Below are 26382 nucleotides of genomic sequence, written 5' to 3' on the forward strand. Positions count from 1 at the left end.
CTTGGGTCACCATAAGCAAGCGGCTACTATTTTTGAAATTTAGTCTTGTGATACGACGTATTCAGTAGATGAATTTCGCCAATTTCGACCTCAACCTGCTGCGCGTGCTCGATGCCCTGCTGCGCGAACAGAACGTGTCCCGCGCCGCCGAACGTCTGGCTCTGAGCCAGCCGGCGGTGAGCAACGCGCTGAATCGCCTGCGCGAGCTGCTCGGTGACCCGTTGCTGGTGCGCGTCGGCCGGCGCATGCAGCCCACGCCACGGGCGCTGGCGCTGGAAGCGCCGATCCGCAGCGCCCTGCGCCAACTGGAGCAGAGCCTGAGCGCCGGCGAGGCCTTCGAGCCGGGCGAAAGCCGCCAGCGCTTTCGCATCGCCGTCACCGACTACGTCGAACTGGTATGCATGCCGCGCCTGCTCGACCGCCTGAGCCGACGCGCACCGAACATCGGCATCGATATCCACCACCTCGGCCCCGGCCTGCCGCAGGAGGCCCTGGACAAGGGCGAACTGGATCTGGTGCTGGGCCGCTTCGACGAGATACCCGCGCGCTTCGCCCGCCGCCCCTGGATGAGCGAGACTCTCAGACTGGCGGCACGCAACGACCACCCGCTATTGCAGGGCCAACCGGATCTGGCCACCTTCCTGCGTCTGCGCCATCTCTGGGTGCACGGCGGGCAGACCCGCGGCATGGTCGACCAATGGCTGGGCGAGCAGGGCCTGGCGCGGCAGATTCTCTACACCACGCCGAACTACCTGCAGGCGGCGCACATCGTCGCCGGCAGCGAGCTGACCGCCGTGCTGCCCACCGCTCTGGCCCGGCATTTCGCCACGCTGCTGCCGCTGCGCCTGTACGACCTGCCGTTCTTCCTCAAGCCCTTTCACCTGGAGGTGATCAGCCTGGCGCAACGCCAGCGCGACGCTGCCTTGCACTGGCTGATCGAGGAAATCGTCGCACTGGCCGCACCAGGCGCATCCTAAACGCGGGTCTGCCTATCCGCGCGCCCTCCCAGGTACCAGCCCAGCGCCCCCCACAGGGCGGCGCACAACGCACCGACCATGGCCACCAGCCAGGCGCCATGGCCGAGCATGTCCAGCCCGGCCTTGGCCCAGCCGCTGAGGGCGTCGCCGCCGCGATAGACCACCGTGTCGATGAAGTTCTTCGCCTTGTACTTGCTCTCGGCATCCAGCGGCGCGAAGAGCATCTCCCGCCCTGGCCGCACGAAGGCGTACTCGCCGATGCGCCGCACGATCATCAGGCCCGCCAGCATGGCGAAGGTCGGCGCCAGCGCCAGGCCGATGAAGCCCAGGCAGACCAGCGCCGGCACGGCGGACAGCAGCACGCGTACGCCGAGCCTCTGCGCCACCCGGCCGGTGATCAACACCTGCGTCACCAGAGCCCCTGCCTGCACGATGAAGTCGATGATGCCGAAGATCCGCACCTGAACCGCGCGCTGCGGGAACAACTCGGCAACCAGGCGCGCCTGCTCGAAGTAGAGAAAGGTACTGACCGAGGTGAGCAGCAGGATGAACGCAGCGATACCCAGCAGGTAGCGCGAGCCCAGCATGCGCGTGAAGCCGCTGAAAGGGTTGCCCGGCACCGGCCTGCACGGGTTTTCGCTGGACGGGGCCCCCGGCCGGCCGGCACCTGCCTGTTCACGCCAGCGCATCAGGTAGCGCTTGAGCGCGACGGCCAGGCCCAGGAGCACGGCGGCCAGCAGCATCAGCCCCGACTCGCCGAGGCTGCCGACCAGCACGCTGCTGAGCAGCGGCCCGCACAAGCCGCCGACACTGGCACCGGCGGCGATGAAGGCGAACAGGCGGCGCGCCTGGGCCCCGTCGAACACATCGGCCATCAGGCTCCAGGCCACGGAGACGACGAACAGGTTGTAGACCGAGATCCACACGTAGAACACCCGTGCCAGCCAGACGCTTTCATGGTCGAGGCGAAACAGCAGGACGAACGCCAGCAAGTTGAGGCAGAAGAAGCCGTACACCCAGTCGATGAAATGCAGGCGCGGGACGTTCGAGTTGAGCCAGGCCAGGAGCGGAACCGCCAGCAGCATGACGACGAAGGTGGCGCTGAACAGCCACTGCAGGTTGTTCACCCCGCCGGCAATGCCCATCGCCTCGCGGATGGGGCGCAGCATGAAATAGCCGGCGAACAGGCAGAAGAACAGGGCGAAAGCGGCCAGCACCGCGCCCAGCTCCCCCTCTTCGGCATTGATCGCCCGCGCCAGGCGCCGGCCGAGCACCTGCATCTCAGGCGAACAGCTCGACGATGCGCTTGCGCTGCGCCGCGTCGGGCAGGCGGCCCTGCCCGGCCTGCAGGTTGTCGGCCATGTAGCGCGGGTTGGAAGTGGCCGGGATCACCGCCGTCACGGCTGGGTTGGCAAGGATGAACTTGAGCATCAGTTGCGCCCAGGAGGTGGCGCCCAGCTCCACCGTGACCCAATCGGGCAGCGTTTTACCGCGCACGCGCTCGAACAGCGCGGCGCGCTGGAAAGGGCGGTTGATCAGCACGGCGATGCCCTTGTCGGCGCAGTAGGGCAGCAGCTCGCGCTCAGCGTTGCGCTCGCCGATGGAGTAGTTGAACTGGACGAAATCCACCGGCTCCTCACGCAATACCTCGAGCAGGCGCTCATGGGCGGAATCCAGGTAATGGGTCACACCGATGTAACGCACCCGTCCCTGCTCCTTGAGCTGACGCAGCAGCTCGAGCTGGGTGCGGGTGTCCTGCAGGTTGTGCACCTGCATCAGGTCGATGGTGTCGCTGCGCAGGGCGGCAAAGCTGGCCTCGATCTGCCGCCGTCCCGCCTCACGCCCGGTGGATGACACCTTGCTGGCCAGGAACAGCTTGCGCCGCAGGCCGTTCTCGGCCGCCAGCGCCCCGCACACGGCCTCGGCACGGCCATAGCTGGGCGCGGTATCCACCAGGCTGGCGCCACTGTTGGCCAGGGTACGCAGCACCTCGCGCAGCGGTTTCAGGGCCTTGTCGTCCAGCGCCACGTCATGGGTGCGCGAGGTGCCCAGACCGATCACCGGCAACGCCTCGCCACTGCTGGGAATGGGCCGACTGAGCAATGTACCGGCGGCGAAGCTGGCGGATAACGACCAGGGCGTCAGGGCGGCCAATACCGCCAGGCTGGCACCACCCTGGAGAATCTGTCGACGACTGGCCATGACGGGACTCCTCTGGAAGGCAATCCATTGGTTATAGGCACAGAAGAGGATCAGACCAAGGCGCAGGGGATGCGCGATGTCATCAGAATGAAATGTCCGAAGCGGGCTAGAGGCCCATCATGCGGGGGAGTTGAGGCAGGATGCGGCCTAGACCGCGCAATATGCGGTTACGAAAAACCCTGCTGCGCCAAGGCGGGCGACGCAGCAGCGGGGCAAATGGCTCAGGCGACGCGGGCGGACTGTTCGCTGATCAACATGCCGTGAGCGACCGTGTAGCAGCGATGACCGTTCTGCAGCGTCAGCGGGCTGCGGTTGGCAATGATCCACCCCCTGCTCAGCAGCAGTTCGATGTGGGCACGCAGCGCGGGCAGGTGGCGTTGCTCTTTCATGGCAGTAGTTCCTTCACTGGCAGGTCATGTGTCGCCCACAGGGCAGCCGCATGCGTGATATGGGTCACACAAGTGTACTGGCCTCCTGCCAGCCCCACCAGCGCCCGGTTCATACAAAATCTTGTAGGAAATTCGCCATGCCCGGCCCGCGCCATGGCTGCGCCAACGCCGTCCCCCGGGGTATGCCGGCTTGGCCACAGCCTCTTTCATCCCGCATCTGCTGTGGTTAGAGTCAGCCACGAACCTCCTGCGAGCACCTTCATGAGCCTGGCCACCTGGGAACTGCTGTCCTACATCGTCACCGTGGTGGCGCTGCCGTTCGCCATCACCGTGTTCCTCGTCGAGCAGCGCAAGGAAAGGCAGAACGAGGAAGACGCCACCTGGCAGCAGGTGTCCGATGCCTACATCGACTTTCTCGAAGTGGTGCTGGCCAATCCGGACCTGCGCCTGCGCAGCCAGCACGCCACCGCCAACCTCAGCGAGGAACAGCAAGAGCGCATGCTGGTGATCTTCGACATGCTGGTCTCGCTGTTCGAGCGCGCCTACCTGCTGCTCTACGAGCCGAAGATGGACGCGAAACGCCAGCGCCGCTGGCATTCCTGGGAGGATTACATGCGCGAATGGAGCCGCCGCGAGGATTTCCGCGAGCGCCTGCCGCACCTGTTGCGCGGTGAAGACCCGGACTTTGCCGCCTATATTCAGCAACTGGCCCAGGAAGAGGCACAGAGCGCGGGATGAGCGGCGCAACTGGCCTGAGGCGCCCGTGCGGCGCTAAGCTGTGGCGATGACCACTCCCTACCTGACTTCGCATCAGACCAGCGGCCTGCGGCTGGGCGGCGACTGGACGCTGGCCCACTACGGCCTGCTCGAGCCGCAGGTGCTGGCTCTGCGCGAACGCCTGCGAGGCGAGGAAGCCGTCGACCTGAGCGCCCTGGCTGCACTGGATACCGCCGGCGCCGGGCTGCTGGTGGAGCTGTTCGGCAGCCAGCGCCTGCGCCAGTTGAGCCTGCAGGCCGAACTCAGCGAGCAGCGCCGCGCCCTGCTGCTGGCCGTGGCCGACGCCATGGCCGGTGAAGAACCGCCGGTGGAGCACGCCAAACCCTCGGCCATGCGCGAAGTGCTGGGGCATATCGGCGTGGAAATGCAGGAGATGTGGGAGCAGACCACCGCCCTGCTCGGTTTCATCGGGCTGACCCTGAGCAGCCTGCTGGCATCGCTGCTGCGGCCCCGAAGCTGGCGCGTCACGGCGCTGCTGGCCAACCTGGAACAATGCGGCCTCAATGCCGTACCCATCGTCGCCCTGTTGACCTTCATGGTCGGCGCGGTGGTGGCCTTTCTCGGCGCCACCATCCTCGCCGACTTCGGCGCCAGCATCTACACCGTGAACCTGGTGGCCTTCTCCTTCCTGCGTGAGTTCGGCGTGCTGCTCACCGCCATCCTGCTCGCCGGCCGTACCGCCAGCGCCTTCACCGCGCAGATCGGCTCGATGAAGGCCAACGAGGAGATCGACGCCATCCGTACCCTCGGCCTCGACCCCATCGAGTTGCTGGTGCTGCCACGCCTGCTGGCCATGCTCATCGCCCTGCCCATGCTCACCTTCGTCGCCATGCTCAGCGGCCTGCTCGGCGGCGGTATGGTCTGCGCGGTGGCCTTGGACATTCCGCCGGTGATGTACCTGTCGATCCTGCAGGAGAACGTCGAGCTGCAGCATTTCCTGGTAGGCATCCTCAAGGCGCCGATCTTCGCCTTCCTGATCGCCCTGATCGGTTGCCTGGAGGGCTTCAAGGTCAGCGGCAGCGCGCAGTCGGTGGGTGAGCACACCACCTCGGCGGTGGTGCAGTCGATCTTCGTGGTGATTCTGCTCGACGCCCTGGCGGCGCTGTTTCTCATGGAGATGGGCTGGTGAGCCGGGAAAGCATCATCGAGGTACGCGACCTGGGCAATCGCTTCGGCAGCCAGGTGGTGCACCAGCATCTGGATCTCGACCTGTACCGTGGCGAGATCCTCGGCGTGGTCGGCGGCTCGGGTACCGGCAAGTCGGTGCTGCTGCGCAGCATCGTCGGCCTGCGCCAGCCCAGTTCGGGCAGCGTGCGGGTGTTCGGCCAGCAATTGTCCACGCTGCCGACCACGCAGCGCTCGCAACTGGAACGACGCTTCGGCGTGCTGTTCCAGCGCGGTGCGCTGTTCTCCTCGCTGACCGTCACCGAGAACATCGCCCTGCCGCTGATCGAGCATGCCGGGCTGTCGCGGGCCAGCGCCGAGCGCCTGGCCCAGGTCAAGATCGCCCTCGCCGGCCTGCCGCAGAGCGCCGGCGACAAGTATCCCAGCGCGCTGTCCGGCGGCATGATCAAGCGTGCCGCCCTGGCCCGTGCCCTGGCGCTGGATCCGGACATCCTGTTTCTCGACGAACCCACCGCCGGCCTCGACCCCATCGGCGCGGCGTCCTTCGATCAGTTGATCCGCACCCTGTGCGACAGCCTGGGTCTGAGCGTATTTCTGGTCACCCATGACCTGGACACCCTCTACAGCATCTGCGACCGGGTGGCGGTGCTGGCGCAGAAGAAGGTGCTGATCGCAGACCGCCTGGAAGCGGTGGCAGCCAGCGACGACGCCTGGATTCAGGATTACTTTCACGGCCCGCGTGGACGCGCAGCCGCACAGGCCGCCAACGCGGCCAGGAGCGATTGAATGGAACCCAGAGCCCATCACGTGCTGATCGGCCTGTTCACCGTGATCACGGTGGGCGCCGCCCTGCTGTTCGCCCTGTGGCTGGGCAAGGTCGGAGCCGACAAGGCCTTCAGCGATTACGAGGTGGTCTTCCACGAAGACGTGACGGGCCTGTCCAAGGGCAGCGCGGTGCAGTACAACGGCATCCGCATCGGTGACGTCATCGCCCTCGGCCTGGATCCCAGGGATCCGAGCATCGTCCGGGCGCGCATCCGCGTCGGCGGCGACACCCCGATCAAGAGCGATACCCACGCCCGCCTGGCAATCACCAGCATCACCGGCCTGGCGGTGATCCAGCTCTACGGCGGCACCACCGGCAGCACCCTGCTCAAGGGCGAAGACGGCCACCTCGGCGTGATCATCGCCGACCCTTCGCCGCTGTCACGGCTGATGTCCAATGGCGAGGATCTGGTGCTGGGCATCACCCGCCTGCTGGATCAGGCCAACCGCCTGCTCTCGGACGACAACACCGCGCACGTCAGCCGCACCCTGGCCAATCTGGAACAGGCCACCGCCGGCCTGGCCGGGCAGCGCCAGGAACTGAGCAGCGCACTGCAGCAGGTGGCCAGCGCCACCCGGGAAGCCGGCGAACTGCTGCGCACAGCCAACCATCTGCTCGCCGGCCAGGGCAGCCAGACCCTGGAGAACACGGAACGCCTGACCGCCTCGCTGGAGCGCAGCAGCCGCACTCTGGAGAAGCTGCTCGACAGCAACCGCCAGGCGCTGGACAGTGGCATGCAGGGCCTCGGCCAGCTCGGCCCGGCCATCGGCGAGCTGCGCGACACACTTGGCGCGCTGCGCAGCTTCTCGCAGCGCCTGGAACAGGATCCAGCCGGCTACCTGCTGCGCAACGACAGCATCAAGGAGTTCCAACCATGAAGCGTCTTTACCTCCTGCTGCTGGCCAGCCTGCTCGGTGCCTGCTCACTGCTGCCGCAGAGCGAACCGCTGGACACCTACCTGCTGCCCGCCACGCCGCTGCCAAGCCAGACGCCCGCCGTCGACTGGTCGCTACGCATCAATACCCCGAGCAGCGGCCAGCTACTCGACGGCACACGCATCGTGGTACTGCCCGAGCCCGGCCAGATCAACACCTACCAGGGCGCGCGCTGGAGCGAACGCACGCCGCAACTGCTGCGTCAGCGCCTGCTCGACGCCTTCAACGACGACGCCCGAATCGCCGCCCTGAGCACCGAGGATCAGCACCTGAAAGCGGATCTCGAACTGGTCAGCGATCTGCGCCGCTTTCATAGTCAGTACCGCGACGGCCGCCCCGAGGCGCTGATCCAGCTCGATGTGCGCCTGGTGGACGTGCGCGATCAGCGCATCCTCGCCAGCCGCCGCTTCAGCGTCAGCCAGCCGGCGAGCGATACCTCGGTGGCTGCGGTAGTGGTCGCCTTCGGCCAGGCCGGCGACCGCCTGGCGCAGGAACTGGTGAACTGGACAGTGAGCGAAGGGCAGCGCGTTACTCCGTAGGGTGCGCCGTGCGTACCGAGCACATCAATCCTTGGTGCGCGCAGCGCACCCTACACGGGCAGGCGGCGCGGCGACGAGTATGGCGTTTGCCGCACGGCAAAGCGCACGCGCTGTGACTAACCGCCCTGCAACCAGGCGCGAACCTCGGCGTAGGGGTAATCCTCCAGCGCGGCAAAGCCGGCCAACTGGCGCGCCTTGAGCTTGGTCAGCAGCGGCGTGGTCACCCCACAGAGAAAGCGCGTCAGGCACTCGTGGCTGGGCATCTGCCCGGTGTGCTGTTGGTGCTTCTCGACGAAGGCGGCGCACAGCGCCTGGGGATCGCGCGCGCTCAACGGCGGCAGCTCAGGGGCTGGCGGCAGCGTGGCAACCTGGCCCTGGCATACCGAACAATGGCCACAACGCTCAGGCGCCTGTTCATCGCCAAAGTACAGCGCCAGGCGCCGACTCAGGCATTCACGGCTCTCGAACAAGGCGAGCATGGCCTGGATGCGGGCGATTTCACTGGCCTCGTGGGCGCGAAAGTGCGCGTGCAGGTCACTGGCCAGGGTGTCCAGCGCGAACTCGGCATCGAGCACGGCATAGACCTCGGTCATCTGCTTGCTTTCCACCTCGACCCAGCCCTTTTCCTGAAAGTAATCCAGCGCCTTGACCACCCGCGCCCGCTCGGCGCCGTGGTCGCGATAGAGCGCATCGAAGTCCAGGGTGCTCCAGGTGCGGGCACGGCGCGAGCTGATCAGAATGGCTTCGACGAACTGCCGTCGCTCACCCTCGAACTTCGCCAACAGCACGTCGTCCTCCAGCAGCAGCTTGAAGCGGTACTCGGCGAAATAGGCATAGCGCGGCGCGATGATGCCGCGCAGTTCCAGTTGCACCAGCAGGGTCTTGAGCGGCAACGCGCGGATATTGCTCGCCTCCGATAGCTGATTGAGCATCAGCTCCCACTGCCCGCCTGCGCCCGCCGCACGCAGCTCCTCCAGCACCACGCGAATCCCGCCCAGCTCCGGGGTATCGCCGTAGACGAAGTTCTCCAGCACGCTGAGGCCGTCGCGGCTGGCCAGCACCAAGCAATCGGAAGCCTGGCCGTCACGCCCGGCACGGCCGATTTCCTGGCTGTAGTTCTCCACCGACTTGGGCAGGTCGAAGTGCACCACATTGCGAATGTCGCGCTTGTCGATGCCCATGCCGAAGGCGATGGTGGCGACGATGCACTCCAGCTCACTGGCCATGAACCGGCGCTGGATCGACTCGCGCGCCTCATGGGCCATGCCGGCGTGATAGGCGCTGACGGCCAGGCCCTGCCCTTGCAGGCGCTCGGCCACCTGCTCGGCGGTCTTCTGCTGGGTGACGTAGACGATGCTCGCCTGGCCGCGACGCGGCGCCAGCCACTGCTGCAAACGCTGCAGCTTGGCGCCACCGGGCACGGGCTCGACCAGCAGGTTGAGGTTGGCGCGATAGAAGCCGGTGGTGACCACGTCCGCCTCGGCGATGGCGAACTTCTCGCGCATGTCGGCGATCACCTTGGGCGTGGCCGTGGCAGTCAGCAGCAGCACCTGGGCGATGCCGAACTGGCGCTGGTAGTCGGGCAGCTTGAGGTAGTCGGGGCGGAAGTTATGACCCCACTCGGAGATGCAGTGCGCCTCGTCCACCACCAGCAGGGAGATCGGCACCTGAGCGATGAAGTTACGAAAGCGCTCGTTCTTCAGGCGCTCCACCGAGATCATCAGGATCTTCAGCTCGCCACTGCGCGCGCGGGCCATGACCTCGGCGCTCTGCTCGCGGCTCTGCGCCGAATCGATGCTAGCCGCGGCGATGCCATGGGCATGCAGGAAGGCAAGCTGATCCTGCATCAGTGCCAGCAGCGGCGAGATCACCAGGGTCAGGTGCGGCAGGTGCAGGGCCGGTAGCTGATAGCACAGCGACTTGCCCGAGCCGGTGGGGAAGATCGCCGCCGCCGAGCGACCGGCGAGCACGGCACTGATCACAGCTTCCTGGCCGGGACGCAGACTATCGAAACCGAAGACGCGTTTGAGGGTGGACATCTGCTTTCACTCCTTTGAAGCAGCTACAAGCGGCAAACCTCAAGTGACAAGCCTACCGAGTCGGCTTCGAGCATATCGCCAAAAACGAAAGTCCGCTTTTGCTTTTACTTGCAACTTGTGGCTTGCAGCTTGCCGCTAAAAGAAAGAAACCGCCCGAAGGCGGTTTCTTTTTGGGGCTCGGCTTAGAGTTGCGGGCCGGCGTTCTTGATCGCGTCGCTGACATCGAACTTGGCGAAGTTGTCGATGAACAGCTTGGCCAGGCCCTTGGCGGCTTCGTCGTAGGCGTTCTTGTCTGCCCAGGTGTTGCGCGGATTGAGCAGGTTGGTCTCGACGCCCGGCACCGACTTGGGCACGTCCAGGTTGATGATCGGCAGGTGCTCGGTCTCGGCACCGATCAGCGCACCGCTCTGGATGGCGGCGATCACACCACGGGTGGTGGGGATGTTGAAACGCTTGCCAACGCCGTAGCCACCGCCAGTCCAGCCGGTGTTGACCAGATAGACCTTGGAGCCGAAGGCATTGATGCGCTTGATCAGCAGCTCGGCGTAGACGCCGGCCGGGCGCGGGAAGAACGGCGCGCCGAAGCAGGTGGAGAAGGTGGACTTGATGCCGCCGCCCGAACCCATCTCGGTGGAACCGACCAGCGCGGTGTAGCCGGAGAGGAAGTGGTAGGCCGCCTGCTCGTTGTTGAGGATCGACACCGGCGGCAGTACGCCGGTCAGGTCGCAGGTCAGGAAGATCACCGCATTCGGCTCGCCGCCCAGGTTCTTCTCGCTGCGCTTCTCGACGTACTCCAGCGGGTAGGCGGCGCGGCTGTTCTGGGTCAGGCTGTCATCGGCGTAGTTCGGTACACGCTCTTCGTCGAGCACGACGTTTTCCAGCACGGTGCCGAACTGGATGGCTTTCCAGATCACCGGCTCGTTCTTCTCGGACAGGTCGATGCACTTGGCGTAGCAACCGCCCTCGACGTTGAACACCACGCCTTCGCCCCAGCCGTGCTCGTCGTCACCGATCAGGTAACGCGACTCGTCGGCAGACAGGGTGGTCTTGCCGGTGCCGGACAGGCCGAAGAACAGAGTGACGTCGCCTTCTTCGCCAATGTTGGCGGCGCAGTGCATCGGCAGCACGTCCTTTTCCGGCAGCAGGAAGTTCTGCACGGAGAACATGGCCTTCTTCATTTCACCGGCGTAACGCATGCCGGCGATCAGCACCTTGCGCGCAGCGAAGTTGATGATCACGCAGCCATCGGAGTTGGTGCCGTCACGCTCAGGCACGCACTCGAAGTTGGCGACGTTGAGGATCTGCCACTCGGCCTTGGCAGCCGGGTTGTAGGTCTCGGGATTGATGAATAGCTGACGGCCGAACAGGTTCTGCCAGGCGGTGGCGGTGGTCATCTTCACCGGCAGGTAGTGGGCTTCGGCAGAACCTACGTGAACGTGGGAGACGAAATGATCCTGGGCGGCGTTGAACGCCTCGACGCGATCCCACAGGGCGTCAAACTTGTCGGCCGGGAACGGGCGGTTGATATTGTCCCAGGCGATCTGCGCCTCGGTGCTCGGCTCCTGAACGATGAAGCGATCAGCCGGCGAGCGGCCGGTGCGGTGGCCGGTGCGTACGACCAGCGCGCCATTGGCGGCCAGTTCCCCTTCACCACGGCGAATGGCTTCTTCGACCAGTTGCGCGGCGCTGATGTCGGTGTACACGGCATTGTTGGCTTGCGTCATGAGGATCCCCGTCGGCCGCTGGCCGAGTCTTCCGAACGTTGTGTAGTACAGGGGCAACTGCAACTACACGGTAAAAAAGTCGCGGGAGTATGCCAGAAAAGCGAACGGCTTGGCAGCCTCCGATCCGATCCAGCGCCAATAGTGACAGTCTATTGGCGCGAGAGGTTCATCAGTGACGGGTCTGCGACGGCGCTTCGCTGCCGGCCCCAGCGAACAGTTGGGCGATGTCGGCGGCATCGAACACATAGCGCTCGTTACAGAACTGGCAGTCGATCTCCACGCTGCCGCCCTGCTCGGCCAGCAGGGCTTCGGCATCGGCCTGGCCGAGGCTGGCCAGGGCACTGGCGGAGCGCTCGCGGGAGCAACTGCAGCGAAACTGCAGGGGCTGCTCATCGAACAGGCGCACGTTGTCCTGATGGTAAAGGCGGTGCAGCAAGGTCGGGTTGTCCAGCGCCAGCAACTCCTCGCTGCTGAGGGTGTCGGCCAGGGTCAGCACGTGGTTCCAGCTTTCGCTGCGCGCCTCGGGCTCGGTCTGGTGGTGCGGCGGCAGTTGCTGCAGCAGCAGGCCACGGGCACGCTGGCCGTCAGCCTTGAGCCAGAAGCGGGTGGGCAATTGCTCGGAACTGGCGAAGTAATTGGACAGGCACTCGGCCAGATCCACGCCGTCGAGGGCGACGATGCCCTGGTAACGCTGGCCCTTGGCCGGATCGATGGTGATGGCCAGCACGCCATCGGGCATCAGGCTCTGCAGATCGGCATCGGCGCCGATCTGCTCGCCGTCGTAGCGGGCGATGCCGCGCAGTTCACGGGCGCTGGAGCATTCGACCATGAGCAGCGGCAGCGGCCCTTCGGAACGCGCCTGCAGCACCAGCAGGCCGTCGAACTTGAGGGTGCCGACCAGCAGCGCGGCAGCGGCCATCATCTCGCCGAGCAGTTGCGCCACCGGCTGCGGATAGGCGTGCTTGGCCAGCACGTGGGCATAGCTTTCACGCAGGGCGACCAGCTCGCCGCGCACATCGGTGTCGTCGAATAGGAAGCGTTGGCTGAAGTCGTTCATGGCGGTCTGCCCAGGGTCTGCAAAAAAGGCTGGCGATTTTATGCACAAATGCCTCTGCAACCAAGGCCCGGACGTCGAGCGCCTTCTGCCTGAACACGGCCTGAACCAAGCACCAAGTCACATTGCATGCCCGAGACAAGGGCCTAATATGCGCGCGCTTAGGGTAGAGCCGTCATATTTCTGCAAAGGGACTTTTCATGCCAACCCCATTCCTCAATACGCAGTGGCGCCCAAAACCACTGTTGACCTGCCATATCGTCAGCCTGCTGCTGCTCGCCAGTTGGCTGTGGCAGCCTACGCGGCAACTGTGGGACGCCTTCGATCTGTGGCTGTTCCACCTGCTCAACGACCCGGTGCATGCCGGCGGGCTGTGGGCGCATATCTGGGCCATCGGCAGCATGCGCCCGGTGGATGCCGGCGTCGGTGTGGTGATGCTGGCGGTGATGCTCAAGGCCGGCCTGGTGTTCGAGGGGCCACAGGTACGCCGCGCGCTCTATGCCTTCCTGGCCATGCTGGTGATGATGCTGCTGATTCGCGTGCTGTTTTCCGACCTGGTCGAGTACATGGGCTGGCAACGCCAGAGCGCCTCGCTGGCGGTGGAAGGCAGCGCCCGGTTGACCGAGATGTTCCCGGCCTGGGAAGAGCGCTGGGATCTCAAGGACAGCGCCAGCCGCAGCTTCCCCGGCGACCATGCTTCGGTACTGATGATCTGGGCCTACTTCATGACCTTCTTCGCCCGTGGCTGGCGCCTGGCGCTGGTCTGGACGATTGCCGTGATCGGCATGCTGCCGCGCCTGGTGGCCGGCGCGCACTGGGGCTCGGACGCCTTCGTCGGTGGCGTGCTGCTGAGCCTGATCGGCATGGCCTGGGGCTGCTACACACCGCTGGGTTACCGCGCCAGCGAGTGGCTGGAGAAGATCAGCCTGCCGTTCACCTCACGCCTGGCCAGGCTGCCGCTGTTAGGCAACATCAGCGTCGTCAGCGGGCGCTGACACGCTCCTACAAATCTTCATCGTCCCAGGGGTGGCGCAGGCCGCCGCTCTGCTGTTCATTGAACTGATGGATCTGCCGGCGCTGCTTCTTGCTCGGTCTACCCTCGGTCTGCACGCCAAGGGCGCCGGCCTTGCGTAGCGCCGCAGCCTGCTCGCGGCGGGCAATGCTTTCTTCCGTCTCGCGATAGAGCAACTGCGCCTCCGGCGCGCCACGGCGCACGGCGGAAAGCGCCAGCACCTGCACGGTGCGCTCGTCGAAACCGGTGCGCAGCACGTACTCGTCACCCACCTTGGGCTCCTTGCCGGGTTTGCAACGCTCGCCGCGATGATGCACCTTGCCCCCTTCTATGGCCGCCTTGGCCAGGGCACGGGTCTTGTAGAAGCGTGCCGCCCACAGCCATTTGTCCAGCCTGACCTTGTCGTCGTCTTTTTCGCTCATCTCACACTCTGTTGGTTCAAGCATGCCGCTCATGCGTGCATCCCTGATGCAGTTGTCACACAGCGCATCTAGAATGCGCGGAACTATAGGCCCTGTCAGTCACGGGGGAACACTGTCGTCGTGAAAAACATCGACCCTCTCAGCGTGATCGGCCTGCGCGAATGGATCAACCTGCCCGAGCTCGGCATCATCGGCCTGCGTGCCAAGATCGATACCGGCGCCAGTACCTCCAGCCTGCATGCCAGCGATATCCAGCCGTTCCAGCGCGACGGCGAGGACTGGGTGCGCTTTACCGCCTATCTCGGCACCCAGGTGCAGCGCCGCCACCGCTGCGAAGCGCCGCTGGTGTCGGTGCGACGCATCAAGAGCTCCAATGGCCAGGTACAGAACCGCTACGTGATCCGTACCGAACTGGCCCTGGGTGATCGCCTGTGGCCTGTGGAATTCACCCTGGCCTGCCGCAAGACCATGCGCTACCGCGTGCTGCTCGGCTCCAAGGCGCTGGTCGCCGGTGGCTTGCTGGTCAACCCGGCGCTGAGCTACGTGCAAGACAAACCCGCCCTGCCCTCATCCCTTTCATCAGGTGCCCAATGAAAATCGCCGTGCTGTCGCGCAACCCGCGTCTGTATTCCACCCGCCGTCTGGTGGAGGCTGGCGAGCAACGCGGGCATGAGATGCAGGTGATCGACACCCTGCGCGCCTACATGAACATCGCCAGCCACAAGCCGCAGATCCACTACCGTGGCCAGGCGCTGGAAGGCTTCGAGGCGGTGATCCCGCGCATCGGCGCCTCGGTGACCTTCTATGGCTGCGCGGTGTTGCGCCAGTTCGAGATGATGGGCGTCTACCCGCTCAACGAATCGGTGGCCATCAGCCGCTCGCGCGACAAGCTGCGCGCCCTGCAACTGCTGTCGCGCAAGGGCATCGGCCTGCCGGTGACCGGTTTCGCTCACTCGCCGGACGACATTCCCGACCTGATCCAGATGGTCGGCGGCGCGCCGCTGGTGATCAAGGTGCTGGAGGGCACTCAGGGCATGGGTGTGGTGCTGGCCGAGACGCACAAGGCCGCCGAGTCGGTGATCGAGGCCTTCCTCGGCCTCAAGCAGGACATCATGGTGCAGGAATATATCAGCGAGGCCGGCGGCGCCGACATTCGCTGCTTCGTGGTCGGCGACAAGGTGATCGCGGCGATGAAGCGCCAGGCCAAGGCCGGCGAGTTCCGCTCCAATCTGCATCGCGGCGGCAGCGCCAGCCTGATCAAGATCACCCCGGAAGAGCGCATGACTGCCGTGCGTGCGGCCAAGGTGATGGGCCTGAACGTGGCCGGTGTGGATATCCTGCGCTCCAACCATGGCCCGCTGGTGATGGAGGTGAACTCCTCACCGGGCCTCGAAGGCATCGAGACCACCACCGGCAAGGACGTCGCCGGCATGATCATCGAGCACCTGGAGAAGAACGCCGAGCACGGCCAGACTCGCACCAAGGGGCGCGGATGAGCACGCCGTTCGACGGTAGCCTGGCGCTGATCGCTCCCGCCTCGGCCATCGCCGAAGAGGTGCTGGAAGCGACCCTGGCCCAACTCGACGTCTTGGGCATCCGCTATCACCTGGGCCGGCACGTACGCACCCGTCACCGCTACCTGGCCGGCACGCCTGAGCAGCGCCTGGACGACCTGCATCAGGCCTTTACCCTGCCCGACATCGACGCCGTCTGGTGCCTGCGCGGGGGCTATGGCTGCGCGCAACTGGTGACGGATATCGACTGGACGCTGCTGCAGCAGGCCAGCCCACGCCCGCTGATCGGCTTCTCCGACCTGTCGATCCTGCTCGAAGCCTTTGCCCGGCATGAGCTGCCGGCCATCCATGGCCCGGTGGCCACGGCCCTGGGCCATCAGGCACTGGCGGCGCCGGGTGGCCAGCGCGAGCGGCTGGCCTCGATGCAGGCGCTGTGGAGTCTGCTCGCGGGGCAACACCGGCAGTTGCCGGTACGACATATCAGCGGCCCGCAACAGGCCATCGAAGGCCGCTTGCAGGGTGGCAACCTCACGGCTCTGGCCAGCGCCTGCGGAACCCCTGCCGGGCTGCGCCTGGCAGAAGACTCGATCCTGATTCTGGAAGACGTCGGCGAGCCCTACTACCGCCTGGAGCGCAGTCTCTGGCAACTGCTGCACGGCTTCGCCGGGCGCAAGCCGCGGGCATTGTGCCTGGGCAGTTTCACCGACTGCCCTCGGCGCGGGGTGCATCACAGCCTCGAAGAAATCTTCGCCGAGTACCTGGCACCACTGGGCATCCCGCTGTATGGCGACCTGCCCAGTGGCCACGGCGATGCCAATTTCCCCTGGCCCTACGGCCAACACGCCCGTCTGTTCGGCGACAGCCTGACCTGGTAATCCGCCGCCCCGTTCTCAGACCGCATCGCGCGGCAACAACAACCCCAGTGGCAAACGCACCCGCGCCTCCAGGCCACCGCCGCTGCGGTTGCGCAGCTCGACGCTACCGCCGTGCTGCGCGGCGATGCGCTTGACGATGGCCAGGCCCAGGCCGGTGCCACGTCCGCCACGGGCGCGATCGCCGCGAATGAAGGGGTTGAAGATGCTGTCCAGCTCGGCCGGGTCGATGCCGGTACCGCGATCGAGCACGCTCAGCACCACGTAGGGCGCGTTCTGGTCGCCGGCCAGGCTGGCGACCACTTCCACCGCATCGCCACCGCCATGATTGAGGGCGTTTTCCACCAGGTTGGTGAGCAGGCGCTTGATCGACACGCGCCGTAGCGGGAAGGGCGGAATGCTCTCAAGGCACAGGCGCACGCGCTCGCTGCCCTGGTTGTAGGGCGCCAGGGTTTCGCGCACCAACTCGGGGAAGTCGGCTTCCTCCACCGGCTCGCCGCGACCATCGCGGATGAAGGCGAGGAACTGGTCGAGGATCGCGTCCATGTCCTCGATATCGCGCACCATGTCGTCGGTCAGCTCGGAATCGTTGTCCATGAACTCCAGAGCCAGGCGCAGGCGCGTCAGCGGCGTGCGCAGGTCGTGGGAGACGCCGGCCAGCATCAGCTCGCGCTCGCGAGAGGCCTGCTCGACATCCTCGGCCATCTGGTTGAAGGCGCGGTACACCTCGGTCATCTCGCTTGGCGTATCGCTGATCGGCAGGCGCACGCTGCGCCCCTGGCCAAGCTGGCGGGCAGCGAACACCAGACGCTTGAGCGGGGCGTTGAGCTGGCGCACGAAGATCCAGGCGGCGCCAGTGGAAATCAGGCCGATGCCGAGAAACCAGCCGAGCACGCTCCAGATACGCTGCCCGCGCAAGGGGTGCGGGTACATGGGCACCCGCACCCAGCCGTCGCCAAGGCTCGGCGCGCGCACCCAGAGCGCGGGCGGCGTGGTCGCACGCACCCGGGTTTCGGTGTCAGGGCCGAGTTCGGTCTGCATCTGCCGCTGGAAGATTTCGCTGTACGGCCAGTGTTGCTCGTTGGGCGGCACCTGATCGCTGGGCGTGCGCTTGAGGCCGGCGGCCTCGGCGATGTGATCGCGGTCGTCCGGATTGGCGGCCCAGTAGGCGCGCAGGGTCAGGGCTGCGCCGTGGCTGTACTGGCGGTCGACCAGTACGTCTTCGTTCATCATCAGATAAACCAGGGTCAGCGCCTTGGAGAACAGCACGACGACGAGCACCAGCCAAAGGGTACGGGCGAAGAAGCTTTGCGGGAACCAGACAGGAGCCTTCACGAGCGGCAAGCCCCGGAGGTGCAGCTACAAGCCTCAAGCCTCAAGCTACAAGTGGTTGTACCGCCCGCTTTTTCCTGCAGCTTGTGGCTTGCAGCTTGCAGCTTCATTTATTCCCGTCCGGCACGAAGACGTAGCCTACGCCCCAAACGGTCTGGATATAACGCGGCTTGGACGGATCCGGTTCGATCAGGCGGCGCAGGCGGCTGATCTGCACGTCGATGGAACGCTCCAGCGCATCCCACTCGCGGCCACGGGCCAGGTTCATCAGCTTGTCGCGAGTCAGCGGCTCGCGCGCATGTTGTACCAGGGCCTTGAGCACGGCGAACTCGCCGGTGGTGAGCATGTGCACCTCATCGCCCTTCTTCAACTCGCGGGTGGCCAGCGACAGCTCGTACTCGCCGAAGCTGACCTTCTGATCCTCGGTGCCCGGCGCACCCGGCACCACGGGAGCCTGCCGGCGCAGTACGGCCTTGATGCGCGCCAGCAGCTCGCGCGGGTTGAAGGGTTTGGCCAGATAATCGTCGGCGCCCAGTTCCAGGCCCTGGATGCGGCTGCCCTCGTCGCCCTTGGCGGTGAGCATGATGATGGGCATTTGATTGCCCGCCTCGCGCAGGCGGCGGCAGGCGGAAAGGCCATCCTCGCCCGGCAGCATCAGGTCGAGCACCACCAGATGGAACAGCTCGCGAGCCAGCAGGCGGTCCATCTGCTCGACGTTCTCCACCGCGCGCACCCGATAGCCCTGCTCATCGAAGAAGCGCTCGAGCAAGCGGCGCAAACGGGCGTCGTCATCGACGATGAGAATCTTCTCGCCTTCGGCAACTGGGGCAGCGGACTGGGTCATGGCGTCTCCTTGGGCAGCCGTACTGATGACGGCAAGTGGCGGCATTATCGCTCAGGCGCATGGCTGGGCGCCTCAGCCATTGTTAGCAGATTTTTCCCCGAATGGTTCTCAGCACGGGCGAATGCGGTGTTTATAATGCGCCGCTTTCGTCTCTGGCCTGCATTCTTGCGGCCACCCTAGTCGTTCCAGTGTGGGTAGCTTTATCTATGGACAGCATCAACAACCGCATCGCCGAAGAGCTGGGCGTGCGCCCGCAGCAAGTCGCCGCCGCCGTGGCCCTGCTCGACGAAGGCTCCACCGTGCCTTTCATTGCCCGTTACCGTAAAGAGGTAACCGGCAGCCTCGACGACACCCAACTGCGCCATCTGGAAGAGCGCCTGCGCTACCTGCGTGAGCTGGACGAGCGCCGCGTGGCGATCCTCGCCAGCATCGAGGAACAGGGCAAGCTGACCCCGGAGCTCAAGCGCGAGATCGACCTGGCCGACACCAAGACGCGCCTCGAAGATCTCTACCTGCCGTACAAGCAGAAGCGCCGCACCAAGGGCCAGATCGCCCTGGAGGCCGGCCTCGGCGAACTGGCCGACGCGCTGTTCGCCGACCCGAGCCTGGCACCGGAAGCCGAAGCCGAGCGCTTTATCGACGCCGACAAGGGCTTCGCCGATGTAAAAGCCGTGCTCGAAGGCGCCAAATACATCCTCATGGAGCGCTTCGCCGAAGACGCCGCGCTGCTCGACAAGCTGCGCAGCTTCCTCAAGGACAACGCCACCCTCAGCGCACGCCTGGTACCGGGCAAGGAAAACGAAGGCGCCAAGTTCAGCGACTACTTCGAGCATGACGAGCCGCTCAAGGGCGTACCATCGCACCGTGCGCTGGCGATCTTCCGCGGCCGTAACGAAGGCATTCTCAGTGCCAGCCTGAAAGTCGGCGAAGAGCTGCCAGGCACCCTGCACCCGTGCGAGCTGATGATCGGCGAGCGCTTCGGCCTCGAGAACAAGGGCCGCGCTGCAGACAAGTGGCTGAGTGAGGTGGTGCGCTGGACCTGGAAGGTCAAGCTGTACAATCACCTGGAAACCGACCTGCTCGGCGAGCTGCGCGAGAAGGCCGAAGACGAGGCGATCAGCGTGTTCGCCCGTAACCTGCATGACCTGCTGCTGGCCGCCCCGGCCGGCCCGCGCGCCACCCTGGCGCTCGACCCGGGCCTGCGTACCGGCTGCAAGGTGGCCGTGGTCGACGCCACCGGCAAGGTACTGGAAACCGCCACCGTCTACCCGCACGCCCCACGTAACGACTGGGACGGCACCCTGGCGATCCTCGCCAAGCTGTGCGCCAAGCATGGCGTCGACCTCATTTCCATCGGCAACGGCACCGCCAGCCGCGAGACCGACAAACTGGCCGCCGAACTGATCAAGAAGGTGCCGGGCCTCAAGCTGACCAAGGTGATGGTCTCCGAGGCCGGCGCCTCGGTGTACTCGGCCTCGGAACTGGCCGCCCGCGAATTCCCCGATCTCGACGTGTCGCTGCGCGGTGCAGTAAGCATCGCCCGCCGCCTGCAGGATCCGCTGGCCGAGCTGGTGAAGATCGACCCGAAATCCATCGGCGTCGGCCAGTACCAGCATGACGTCTCCCAGCTCAAGCTGGCGCGCAGCCTGGACGCCGTGGTCGAGGACTGCGTGAACGCCGTTGGCGTGGACGTGAACACCGCCTCTGCCGCCCTGCTGGCACGCATCTCCGGCCTCAATGCGACCCTGGCGCAGAACATCGTGCAGTACCGCGACGCCAACGGCGCCTTCGCCTCGCGCGCCGAGCTGAAGAAGGTGCCGCGCCTGGGCGAGAAGACCTTCGAGCAGGCTGCCGGCTTCCTCCGCGTGATGAACGGCGACAACCCGCTGGATGCCTCGGCGGTACACCCGGAAACCTATCCGCTGGTCGAGCGCATCGCCCAGGACACCGGCCGCGATATCCGCTCGCTGATCGGCGACTCGGGCTTCCTCAAGCGCCTGGATCCGGCCAAGTTCACCGATGAGCGCTTCGGTCTGCTGACCGTCGGCGACATCCTCAAGGAACTGGACAAACCCGGCCGCGACCCGCGCCCGGAGTTCAAGACCGCCGAGTTCCAGGAAGGCGTGGAAACCCTCAATGACCTCAAGCTGGGCATGGTGCTCGAAGGCGTGGTGACCAACGTCACCAACTTCGGTGCCTTCGTCGACATCGGCGTGCATCAGGACGGCCTGGTGCACATCAGCGCGCTGTCGGAGAAGTTCATCAAGGACCCGCACGAGGCGGTCAAGGCCGGCGACGTGGTCAAGGTCAAGGTGATGGAAGTGGACATCCCGCGTAACCGCATCGCCCTGTCCATGCGCATGGGCGACACCCCCGGCGAGAAAGTCGAGGGTGCGCGTGGCGGCCAGCGCAGCAGCGGCAACCGTGGCGGCAACACACCGCGCAGCGAGCGCCATTCCAGCCAGGACAAGCCGGCTCCGGCCACTGGCGGCATGGCTGCCCTGTTCGCCAACGCCAAGCAGTTGAAGAAATGAGCGACGCACAGGAAATAGGCGCCAGCAGCGCCTTTTCCCGCCTGCTCGGCCTGGAGATTCTCCAGGTCGGTGGCGGTGAGGCGCGCGTGCGCCTGACTCTCACCGATGAGCTGCGCAACCTGCACGGCAAGCTGCACGGCGGCGCGCTGTTCTCGCTGATCGACACCGCCATGGGCCAGGCCAGCCACAGCCTGGGCGATGGCAACCCGAACAGCGTGACCCTGGAATGCAAGATCAACTACATCCGCCCGGTGTCCGAAGGCAGCGTGCTGTGCCATGCCAAGGTGCTGCATGCCGGGCGCCGCACCCAGGTAGTGGAAGCCGAAGTGCTGCAGGGCGACAAGCTGGTCGCCAAGGCACAAGGCACCTTCGCCTGCGTATAAGCAGCAGCAAGCGGCAAGCCATAAGCTGCAAGGAAATGTCCAAGCGCTGTTACTTGAGGCTTGCAGCTTGAAGCTTGTTGCTGCAGTCCTCATATTGTGGCGACCGCCCAGTTAGGAATTGCATCTTGAGCGACCTTCTCTCCCGCCGCCTGGCCCAGCTCGGCGAGCCGGCCAACCTGTCCCTGCTGGGTGAATGCCTGCACGGTATCGAGCGCGAATGCCTGCGCATCGACCACGACGGCCAACTGGCTCTGACCCCGCACCCGCAGGCACTGGGCTCGGCGCTGACCCACGCGCAGATCACCACCGATTACTCCGAGTCACTGCTGGAATTCATCACCGGCACCGCCACCGATCCGGCGCAAACCTTGGAAGAGCTGGAACGCATCCACCGCTTCACCAATGGCAAGCTCGACGGCGAGCTGCTGTGGAGCGCCTCGATGCCCTGCCAGTTGCCGGACGAGGAGACCATTCCCATTGCCCGCTACGGCAGCTCGCACATCGGCCGCCTCAAGTACGTGTACCGCAAAGGCCTGGCGCTGCGTTACGGCAAAACCATGCAGTGCATCGCCGGTATCCACTACAACTTCTCCCTGCCCGAAGGGCTGTGGCAGTTGCAGCAGCAGAGCGAAGGCAGCGAGCAGAGTGCGCGCGACTACCAGTCGGCACGCTATATCGCACTGATCCGCAACTTCCGCCGCTATAGCTGGTTGCTGATGTACCTGTTCGGCGCCTCACCGGCGCTGGACAAGGGCTTCATGCGTGGTCGCCCGCACCAGTTGCAGGAGCTGGATGCCAGCACCCTGTACCTGCCCTATGCCACCAGCCTGCGCATGAGCGACCTGGGCTACCAGAGCAACGCGCAAGCCGGCCTGACTCCCTGCTACAACGACCTGGCCAGCTATACCGACAGCCTGCGTCTGGCAGTCGGTACGCCCTACCCGGCCTATGTCGAAGCCGGCACCAAGCGCGGCGACGAGTGGTTGCAGCTCAATACCAACATCCTGCAGATCGAGAACGAATACTACTCGAGCATCCGTCCCAAGCGCGTCACCCATAGCGGCGAACGGCCGATCCAGGCGCTGATGAGCCGTGGCGTGCAGTACGTGGAAGTGCGCTGCCTGGACATCAACCCCTTCCTGCCGCTGGGCATCGACCTGGCCCAGGCCCGCTTCATCGACGCCTTCCTGCTGTTCTGCGCGCTGGAAGACAGCCCGCTGCTGGAAAACGGCGAGTGCAGCAACTGCACCAGCAATTTCCTCAAGGTGGTCAAGGAAGGTCGGCGCCCCGGGCTGCACCTGCAGCGTGGCGGTCAGCCGGTGGAACTCAAGAGCTGGGCCGGCGAGCTGCTCGAACGCATCCTGCCGCTGGCCGAGATGCTCGACCGCGCCCAGGGCAGCACTGCCCATGTCGAAGCCCTGGCCCAACAGCAAGCCAAGGTGGCGGACGTAGAGATGACCCCCTCGGCGCAGGTACTGGCGATTCTGCGTCAGGGCCAGAGCTTCACCGAGTTCGCCCTGCAGCAAAGCCGTCAGCATGCCGAGTATTTCCAGTCCCAGCCGCTGGAGGCCGGACAACAGGCTGCGCTGGAACAGGCCGCGCGCCAGTCGCTGGCCGAGCAGGCCGAGCTGGAGGCACAGGAAGAAGGCGATTTCGACGCCTTCGTCGCCGCCTACCAGGCCAGCATTCTCGCCCTGGCCGTGTGAACCTCGTCACAAAGCCTGCCAGCGGAGCAAAAGGCCGGACGGGCGGCCAGACGGCCGCTCAGGCGACCAACTAGCATGAATTCAACGGACTGAAATGGGAGCACGCCAGATGGCGCCCGAGCGACACGATGCCTCGCCGCAATGGAGCCTGGAAGGCCTCACCAAGGCGTACCAGCAGGGCTACATGGCCGGCCTCACCGGCCAGGCCAAAGCCCGCCAACCCTACACCGAAGACATTCCGGCCGCCGCCTGGGAGGCCGGCTGGGACGATGGCCAGGAGAAGTGGCGCCTGCACCAGCACAGCGCCTGACGCCAGGCACAGGGCGGACCGGAACGCCGGCCGCTCGTAGCGAAGCGAACAGTCCGCCGGACCATGCCAGGTTCGGCACCCCAACTCACGCCCAAAACTCCCGCCAACGGCGTACCACTTAGCGACGACCGCAGGAGTTAGAGCGGCGCAGAATGCCAAAGCCGAGTACGCGCTGCCATTCGGTGCGCACAGCGCACCCTACAGTCCGCCGGATAGGCTCCGGGGCTTGTCCTTGCTATTCGGTGCGCGCAGCCCGTAGCCGGATGCAATCCGGGGATTTTTCTGCGCACAGCGCACCCTACAATGCCTTCTCGAACACCTTGGAATTGCGCTGATAGTTGTACAGCGAGGCGCGCGCTACCGGCATGCGCTCGACGCTGCTGGGCTCGAAGCCACGCTCGCGGAACCAGTGCGCGGTGCGCGTGGTGAGCACGAACAGGGTCTTGATGCCCTGCGCCCGCGCCCTGGCCTCGATACGCTCGAGCAGTTCGTCACCCCGGCCGCCGTGGCGGTAGTCGGGGTTGACCGCCAGGCAGGCCAGCTCGCCACAGTCCGAATCGGCGATGGGATAGAGCGCGGCGCAGGCGATGATCAGCCCCTCGCGCTCGACGATGCTGAACTGCTCGATCTCCCGCTCCAGCACCTCGCGCGAACGGCGCACCAGAATGCCCTGCTCCTCCAGCGGGCGAATCAGCTCGATCAAGCCGCCGACATCCTCGATGGTCGCTTCACGCAACGACTCGAACTGTTCCTGAGCCACCAGGGTGCCATTGCCGGCGCGGGTGAACAGCTCGCTGAGCAACGCGCCGTCCTCGGCGTAACTGACGATATGGCTGCGCTTCACCCCTCCCCGACAGGCCTGGGCAGCGGCATCGAGCAATTCGCCCTGGTAGTTGCTGCCCAGGCGCGCCAGATGCGCCGGCACCTGCTGTGGGCGCAGCTCGCGCACCAGCTTGCCGTGCTCGTCGAGCAGGCCGTCCTCGGCGCCGAACAGCAGCAGCTTGTCGGCCGCCAGGTCGATGGCGGCGCGGGTGGCGACATCCTCGCAGGCCAGGTTGAAGATCTCCCCGGTGGGCGAATAGCCCAGCGGCGACAGCAGCACGATGCTGCGCTCGTCGAGCTGGCGATTGATGCCCTTGCGGTCGATGCGCCGTACTTCGCCGGTGTGGTGATAGTCGATGCCATCGACCACGCCGATCGGCCGCGCGGTGACGAAGTTGCCGCTGGTCAGGCGCAGGCGCGAGCCCTGCATCGGTGAGGCGGCCATGTCCATCGACAGGCGCGCCTCGATGGCGATTCGCAACTGGCCGACGGCGTCGATCACGCACTCCAAGGTCGGCGCATCGGTGATACGCAGGTCGCGGTGGTAATGCGGAGTCAGGCCGCGAGCCGCCAGGCGCGCCTCGATCTGCGGGCGCGAACCATGCACCAGCACCAGGCGCACGCCGAGGCTGTGCAGCAGCACCAGGTCGTGGACGATATTGGCGAAATTGGGGTGGGCGACACCCTCACCCGGCAGCATGACCACGAAGGTGCAGTCGCGGTGGGCGTTGATATAGGGCGAAGCGTGGCGTAGCCAGGTGACGTAGTCGTGCATGTAGAGATCCGTGGGCTTCGAGACGTTTTGGGCGGGTGCGAGCCGCCATGTTCGGTTGGAAAGTCGGTCTCATCGTCGCTGCACGTCGTCACTCCGGGTCAGGCAATAGTGCTGGATCAGTTGCCGTAGCAGCGCCACGGTCGGTTCGATGCGGGCCAGCTCCAGGTGTTCCCCGGGCTGGTGCGCGCATGCGATGTCACCGGGGCCGAGCACCAGGGTCTCGCAGCCAAGGTGCTGAAGATAAGGCGCCTCGGTGCCGAATGCCACCGCTTGCGCCGTATGCCCAGTCAGCCGCTCGGCCAGGCGCACCAGCTCGGCGTCAGCGCTTTGCTCGAAGGGCGGCACGGCCGGGAACAGCGGGCCGTAGTCGATGCGCACTTCATGCTTGAGCGCCAGCGGCTGCAGCTTGCCGCGGATGGCCGCACGCAACTGCTCCGGATCCATGCCCGGCAGCGGGCGCAGGTCGAACTCCAGGGCACACTGGCCACAGATGCGGTTGGGGTTGTCGCCGCCGTGTATGCAGCCGAGGTTCAGCGTCGGTTGCGGCACGCTGAACTGCGGGTTGTTGAACTCACGCTGCCACTGCGCGCGCAGGCCACGCAACTCGCCCATCACGTCCTGCATGGCCTCCAGCGCGCTATGGCCGAGCGCCGGATCGGAGGAATGGCCACTTTGGCCGAGGATGTCGATGCGCTCCATCATCACGCCCTTGTGCAGGCGAACCGGCTTGAGGCCGGTCGGCTCGCCGATCACCGCCGCGCGGCCAAGCGGCCTGCCGGCATCGGCCAGGGCACGGGCGCCGGCCATCGAGCTTTCCTCGTCGCAGGTGGCGAGAATCAGCAGTGGTTGCTGGAAAGGCTGATCGAGCAACGGACGGACAGCCTCGATGACCAGGGCGAAGAAGCCCTTCATGTCGCAACTGCCCAGGCCCACCCAGCGGTCGCCCACCTCGGTCAGCTTGAGCGGGTCGCTCTGCCACAGCGCGGCATCGAAGGGCACGGTATCGCTGTGCCCGGCCAGCACCAGGCCACCGGGGCCGGTGCCACGGCTGGCGAGCAGATTGAACTTGCCCGGAGCGATCTGCTGGGTTTCGCAGGCGAAGCCCAGCTCACCGAGCCAGGTGGCGAGCAATTCGATGACGGGGGCGTTGCTCTGATCCCAGTTGGGCTGGGTACAGCTCACCGACGGCGCGGCGATCAGCGCGGCGAACTGCTCTCGAAAGGACGGCAAAGGCATCGGCGCTCTCCTGGGTCGGAGCCCCCATGATAG

General features: G+C 65.7%; 25 protein-coding genes. 14 read left to right on the top strand and 11 right to left on the bottom strand.

What is annotated here, in order from left to right; all coding sequences use genetic code 11:
* The first annotated feature begins 68 nt into the window (after positions 1 to 68).
* The gene (locus tag OU800_RS22670) at positions 69 to 977 is read left to right on the top strand and encodes a LysR family transcriptional regulator (protein ID WP_268179654.1); all 909 of its coding nucleotides are present in this window, start codon (positions 69 to 71) and stop codon (positions 975 to 977) included.
* Here OU800_RS22670 and OU800_RS22675 read toward each other — a convergent pair.
* From OU800_RS22675 to OU800_RS22685, 3 genes are all read right to left on the bottom strand, one after another.
* The gene (locus OU800_RS22675) at positions 974 to 2257 is read right to left on the bottom strand and encodes an NTP/NDP exchange transporter (protein WP_268179657.1); all 1284 of its coding nucleotides are present in this window, start codon (positions 2255 to 2257) and stop codon (positions 974 to 976) included. The genes OU800_RS22670 and OU800_RS22675 overlap by 4 nt on opposite strands.
* A 1-nt stretch (position 2258) precedes the next feature.
* Positions 2259 to 3179 carry an aldo/keto reductase gene (locus OU800_RS22680; protein WP_268179659.1) on the bottom strand — a complete coding sequence of 307 codons (921 nt, stop codon included), beginning with the start codon at positions 3177 to 3179 and terminating at the stop codon, positions 2259 to 2261.
* 221 nt (positions 3180 to 3400) lie between these two features.
* Positions 3401 to 3568: a hypothetical protein gene (locus tag OU800_RS22685; RefSeq protein WP_268179662.1), complete on the bottom strand. Its 168-nt coding sequence runs from the start codon at positions 3566 to 3568 to the stop codon at positions 3401 to 3403.
* A gap of 261 nt (positions 3569 to 3829) precedes the next feature.
* Here OU800_RS22685 and OU800_RS22690 point away from each other — a divergent pair, with 261 nt between their 5' ends.
* Genes OU800_RS22690 through OU800_RS22710 form a run of 5 tightly spaced genes read left to right on the top strand, consistent with a single transcriptional unit; the run spans position 3830 to position 7770 of the window.
* Positions 3830 to 4306 (top strand): hypothetical protein, encoded by a 477-nt coding sequence (locus OU800_RS22690; RefSeq protein ID WP_268179664.1) that lies wholly within the window; start codon positions 3830 to 3832, stop codon positions 4304 to 4306.
* A gap of 46 nt (positions 4307 to 4352) precedes the next feature.
* The gene (locus OU800_RS22695) at positions 4353 to 5474 is read left to right on the top strand and encodes an ABC transporter permease (RefSeq protein WP_268179665.1); all 1122 of its coding nucleotides are present in this window, start codon (positions 4353 to 4355) and stop codon (positions 5472 to 5474) included.
* On the top strand, positions 5471 to 6256 hold the full coding sequence (locus tag OU800_RS22700; protein WP_268179666.1) for an ABC transporter ATP-binding protein: 786 nt from the start codon (positions 5471 to 5473) through the stop codon (positions 6254 to 6256). The genes OU800_RS22695 and OU800_RS22700 overlap by 4 nt, the downstream gene beginning before the upstream one ends.
* Positions 6257 to 7174, top strand: a complete 918-nt coding sequence (locus OU800_RS22705) for an MlaD family protein (RefSeq protein ID WP_268179668.1) — start codon at positions 6257 to 6259, stop codon at positions 7172 to 7174.
* Positions 7171 to 7770 carry an ABC-type transport auxiliary lipoprotein family protein gene (locus OU800_RS22710; RefSeq protein WP_268179670.1) on the top strand — a complete coding sequence of 200 codons (600 nt, stop codon included), beginning with the start codon at positions 7171 to 7173 and terminating at the stop codon, positions 7768 to 7770. Before OU800_RS22705 ends, OU800_RS22710 begins: the two co-directional genes overlap by 4 nt.
* A gap of 116 nt (positions 7771 to 7886) precedes the next feature.
* Here OU800_RS22710 and OU800_RS22715 read toward each other — a convergent pair whose 3' ends face one another.
* The 3 genes from OU800_RS22715 to hslO form a co-directional block, all read right to left on the bottom strand.
* Positions 7887 to 9809: a RecQ family ATP-dependent DNA helicase gene (locus tag OU800_RS22715; protein ID WP_268179672.1), complete on the bottom strand. Its 1923-nt coding sequence runs from the start codon at positions 9807 to 9809 to the stop codon at positions 7887 to 7889.
* Positions 9810 to 9991: 182 nt separating this feature from the next.
* On the bottom strand, positions 9992 to 11533 hold the full coding sequence (locus tag OU800_RS22720; protein WP_268179674.1) for a phosphoenolpyruvate carboxykinase: 1542 nt from the start codon (positions 11531 to 11533) through the stop codon (positions 9992 to 9994).
* Positions 11534 to 11702: 169 nt separating this feature from the next.
* Positions 11703 to 12590, bottom strand: a complete 888-nt coding sequence (hslO, locus tag OU800_RS22725) for an Hsp33 family molecular chaperone HslO (protein WP_268179676.1) — start codon at positions 12588 to 12590, stop codon at positions 11703 to 11705.
* Between the two features lie 197 nt (positions 12591 to 12787).
* On the opposite strand from hslO, the gene OU800_RS22730 reads away from it, so the two are divergent.
* On the top strand, positions 12788 to 13582 hold the full coding sequence (locus OU800_RS22730) for a phosphatase PAP2 family protein (RefSeq protein ID WP_268179677.1): 795 nt from the start codon (positions 12788 to 12790) through the stop codon (positions 13580 to 13582).
* Positions 13583 to 13589: 7 nt separating this feature from the next.
* Here OU800_RS22730 and OU800_RS22735 read toward each other — a convergent pair whose 3' ends face one another.
* Positions 13590 to 14021, bottom strand: coding sequence for an RNA-binding S4 domain-containing protein (locus OU800_RS22735; protein WP_268179679.1), 432 nt, complete (start codon positions 14019 to 14021; stop codon positions 13590 to 13592).
* Between the two features lie 120 nt (positions 14022 to 14141).
* On the opposite strand from OU800_RS22735, the gene rimB reads away from it, so the two are divergent.
* Genes rimB through OU800_RS22750 form a run of 3 tightly spaced genes read left to right on the top strand, consistent with a single transcriptional unit; the run spans position 14142 to position 16410 of the window.
* Positions 14142 to 14615: a retropepsin-like aspartic endopeptidase RimB gene (gene rimB / locus OU800_RS22740; protein WP_442964724.1), complete on the top strand. Its 474-nt coding sequence runs from the start codon at positions 14142 to 14144 to the stop codon at positions 14613 to 14615.
* Positions 14612 to 15517 carry a 30S ribosomal protein S6--L-glutamate ligase gene (rimK, locus tag OU800_RS22745; protein ID WP_268179680.1) on the top strand — a complete coding sequence of 302 codons (906 nt, stop codon included), beginning with the start codon at positions 14612 to 14614 and terminating at the stop codon, positions 15515 to 15517. The genes rimB and rimK overlap by 4 nt, the downstream gene beginning before the upstream one ends.
* Positions 15514 to 16410: a S66 peptidase family protein gene (locus OU800_RS22750; protein ID WP_268179682.1), complete on the top strand. Its 897-nt coding sequence runs from the start codon at positions 15514 to 15516 to the stop codon at positions 16408 to 16410. Before rimK ends, OU800_RS22750 begins: the two co-directional genes overlap by 4 nt.
* 15 nt (positions 16411 to 16425) lie before the next feature.
* Here OU800_RS22750 and OU800_RS22755 read toward each other — a convergent pair whose 3' ends face one another.
* Positions 16426 to 17742, bottom strand: coding sequence for an ATP-binding protein (locus tag OU800_RS22755; RefSeq protein ID WP_268179684.1), 1317 nt, complete (start codon positions 17740 to 17742; stop codon positions 16426 to 16428).
* 103 nt (positions 17743 to 17845) lie between these two features.
* Positions 17846 to 18583, bottom strand: coding sequence for an osmolarity response regulator transcription factor OmpR (ompR, locus tag OU800_RS22760; RefSeq protein ID WP_268179685.1), 738 nt, complete (start codon positions 18581 to 18583; stop codon positions 17846 to 17848).
* 206 nt (positions 18584 to 18789) lie between these two features.
* Between ompR and OU800_RS22765 the strand changes: the two genes are divergently transcribed.
* The 4 genes from OU800_RS22765 (at position 18790) to rmf (ending at position 23516) form a co-directional block, all read left to right on the top strand.
* Positions 18790 to 21117: a Tex family protein gene (locus OU800_RS22765; RefSeq protein WP_268179686.1), complete on the top strand. Its 2328-nt coding sequence runs from the start codon at positions 18790 to 18792 to the stop codon at positions 21115 to 21117.
* Entirely contained in the window at positions 21114 to 21500 is a 387-nt protein-coding gene (locus tag OU800_RS22770) for a PaaI family thioesterase (protein WP_268179688.1), read from the top strand. The genes OU800_RS22765 and OU800_RS22770 overlap by 4 nt, the downstream gene beginning before the upstream one ends.
* A gap of 125 nt (positions 21501 to 21625) precedes the next feature.
* Positions 21626 to 23206 (top strand): glutamate--cysteine ligase, encoded by a 1581-nt coding sequence (gshA, locus tag OU800_RS22775; RefSeq protein ID WP_268179690.1) that lies wholly within the window; start codon positions 21626 to 21628, stop codon positions 23204 to 23206.
* Between the two features lie 109 nt (positions 23207 to 23315).
* The gene (gene rmf, locus OU800_RS22780; protein ID WP_268179692.1) at positions 23316 to 23516 is read left to right on the top strand and encodes a ribosome modulation factor; all 201 of its coding nucleotides are present in this window, start codon (positions 23316 to 23318) and stop codon (positions 23514 to 23516) included.
* Between the two features lie 298 nt (positions 23517 to 23814).
* Here rmf and argA read toward each other — a convergent pair whose 3' ends face one another.
* Together argA and argE are read right to left on the bottom strand one after the other, a co-directional pair.
* The gene (argA, locus tag OU800_RS22785; protein ID WP_268179694.1) at positions 23815 to 25113 is read right to left on the bottom strand and encodes an amino-acid N-acetyltransferase; all 1299 of its coding nucleotides are present in this window, start codon (positions 25111 to 25113) and stop codon (positions 23815 to 23817) included.
* 69 nt (positions 25114 to 25182) lie between these two features.
* Positions 25183 to 26349, bottom strand: coding sequence for an acetylornithine deacetylase (argE, locus tag OU800_RS22790; protein WP_268179695.1), 1167 nt, complete (start codon positions 26347 to 26349; stop codon positions 25183 to 25185).
* Between the last annotated feature and the right edge of the window lie 33 nt (positions 26350 to 26382).

It is taken from the genome of Pseudomonas sp. GOM7 (assembly GCF_026723825.1).
Taxonomy (GTDB): domain Bacteria; phylum Pseudomonadota; class Gammaproteobacteria; order Pseudomonadales; family Pseudomonadaceae; genus Aquipseudomonas.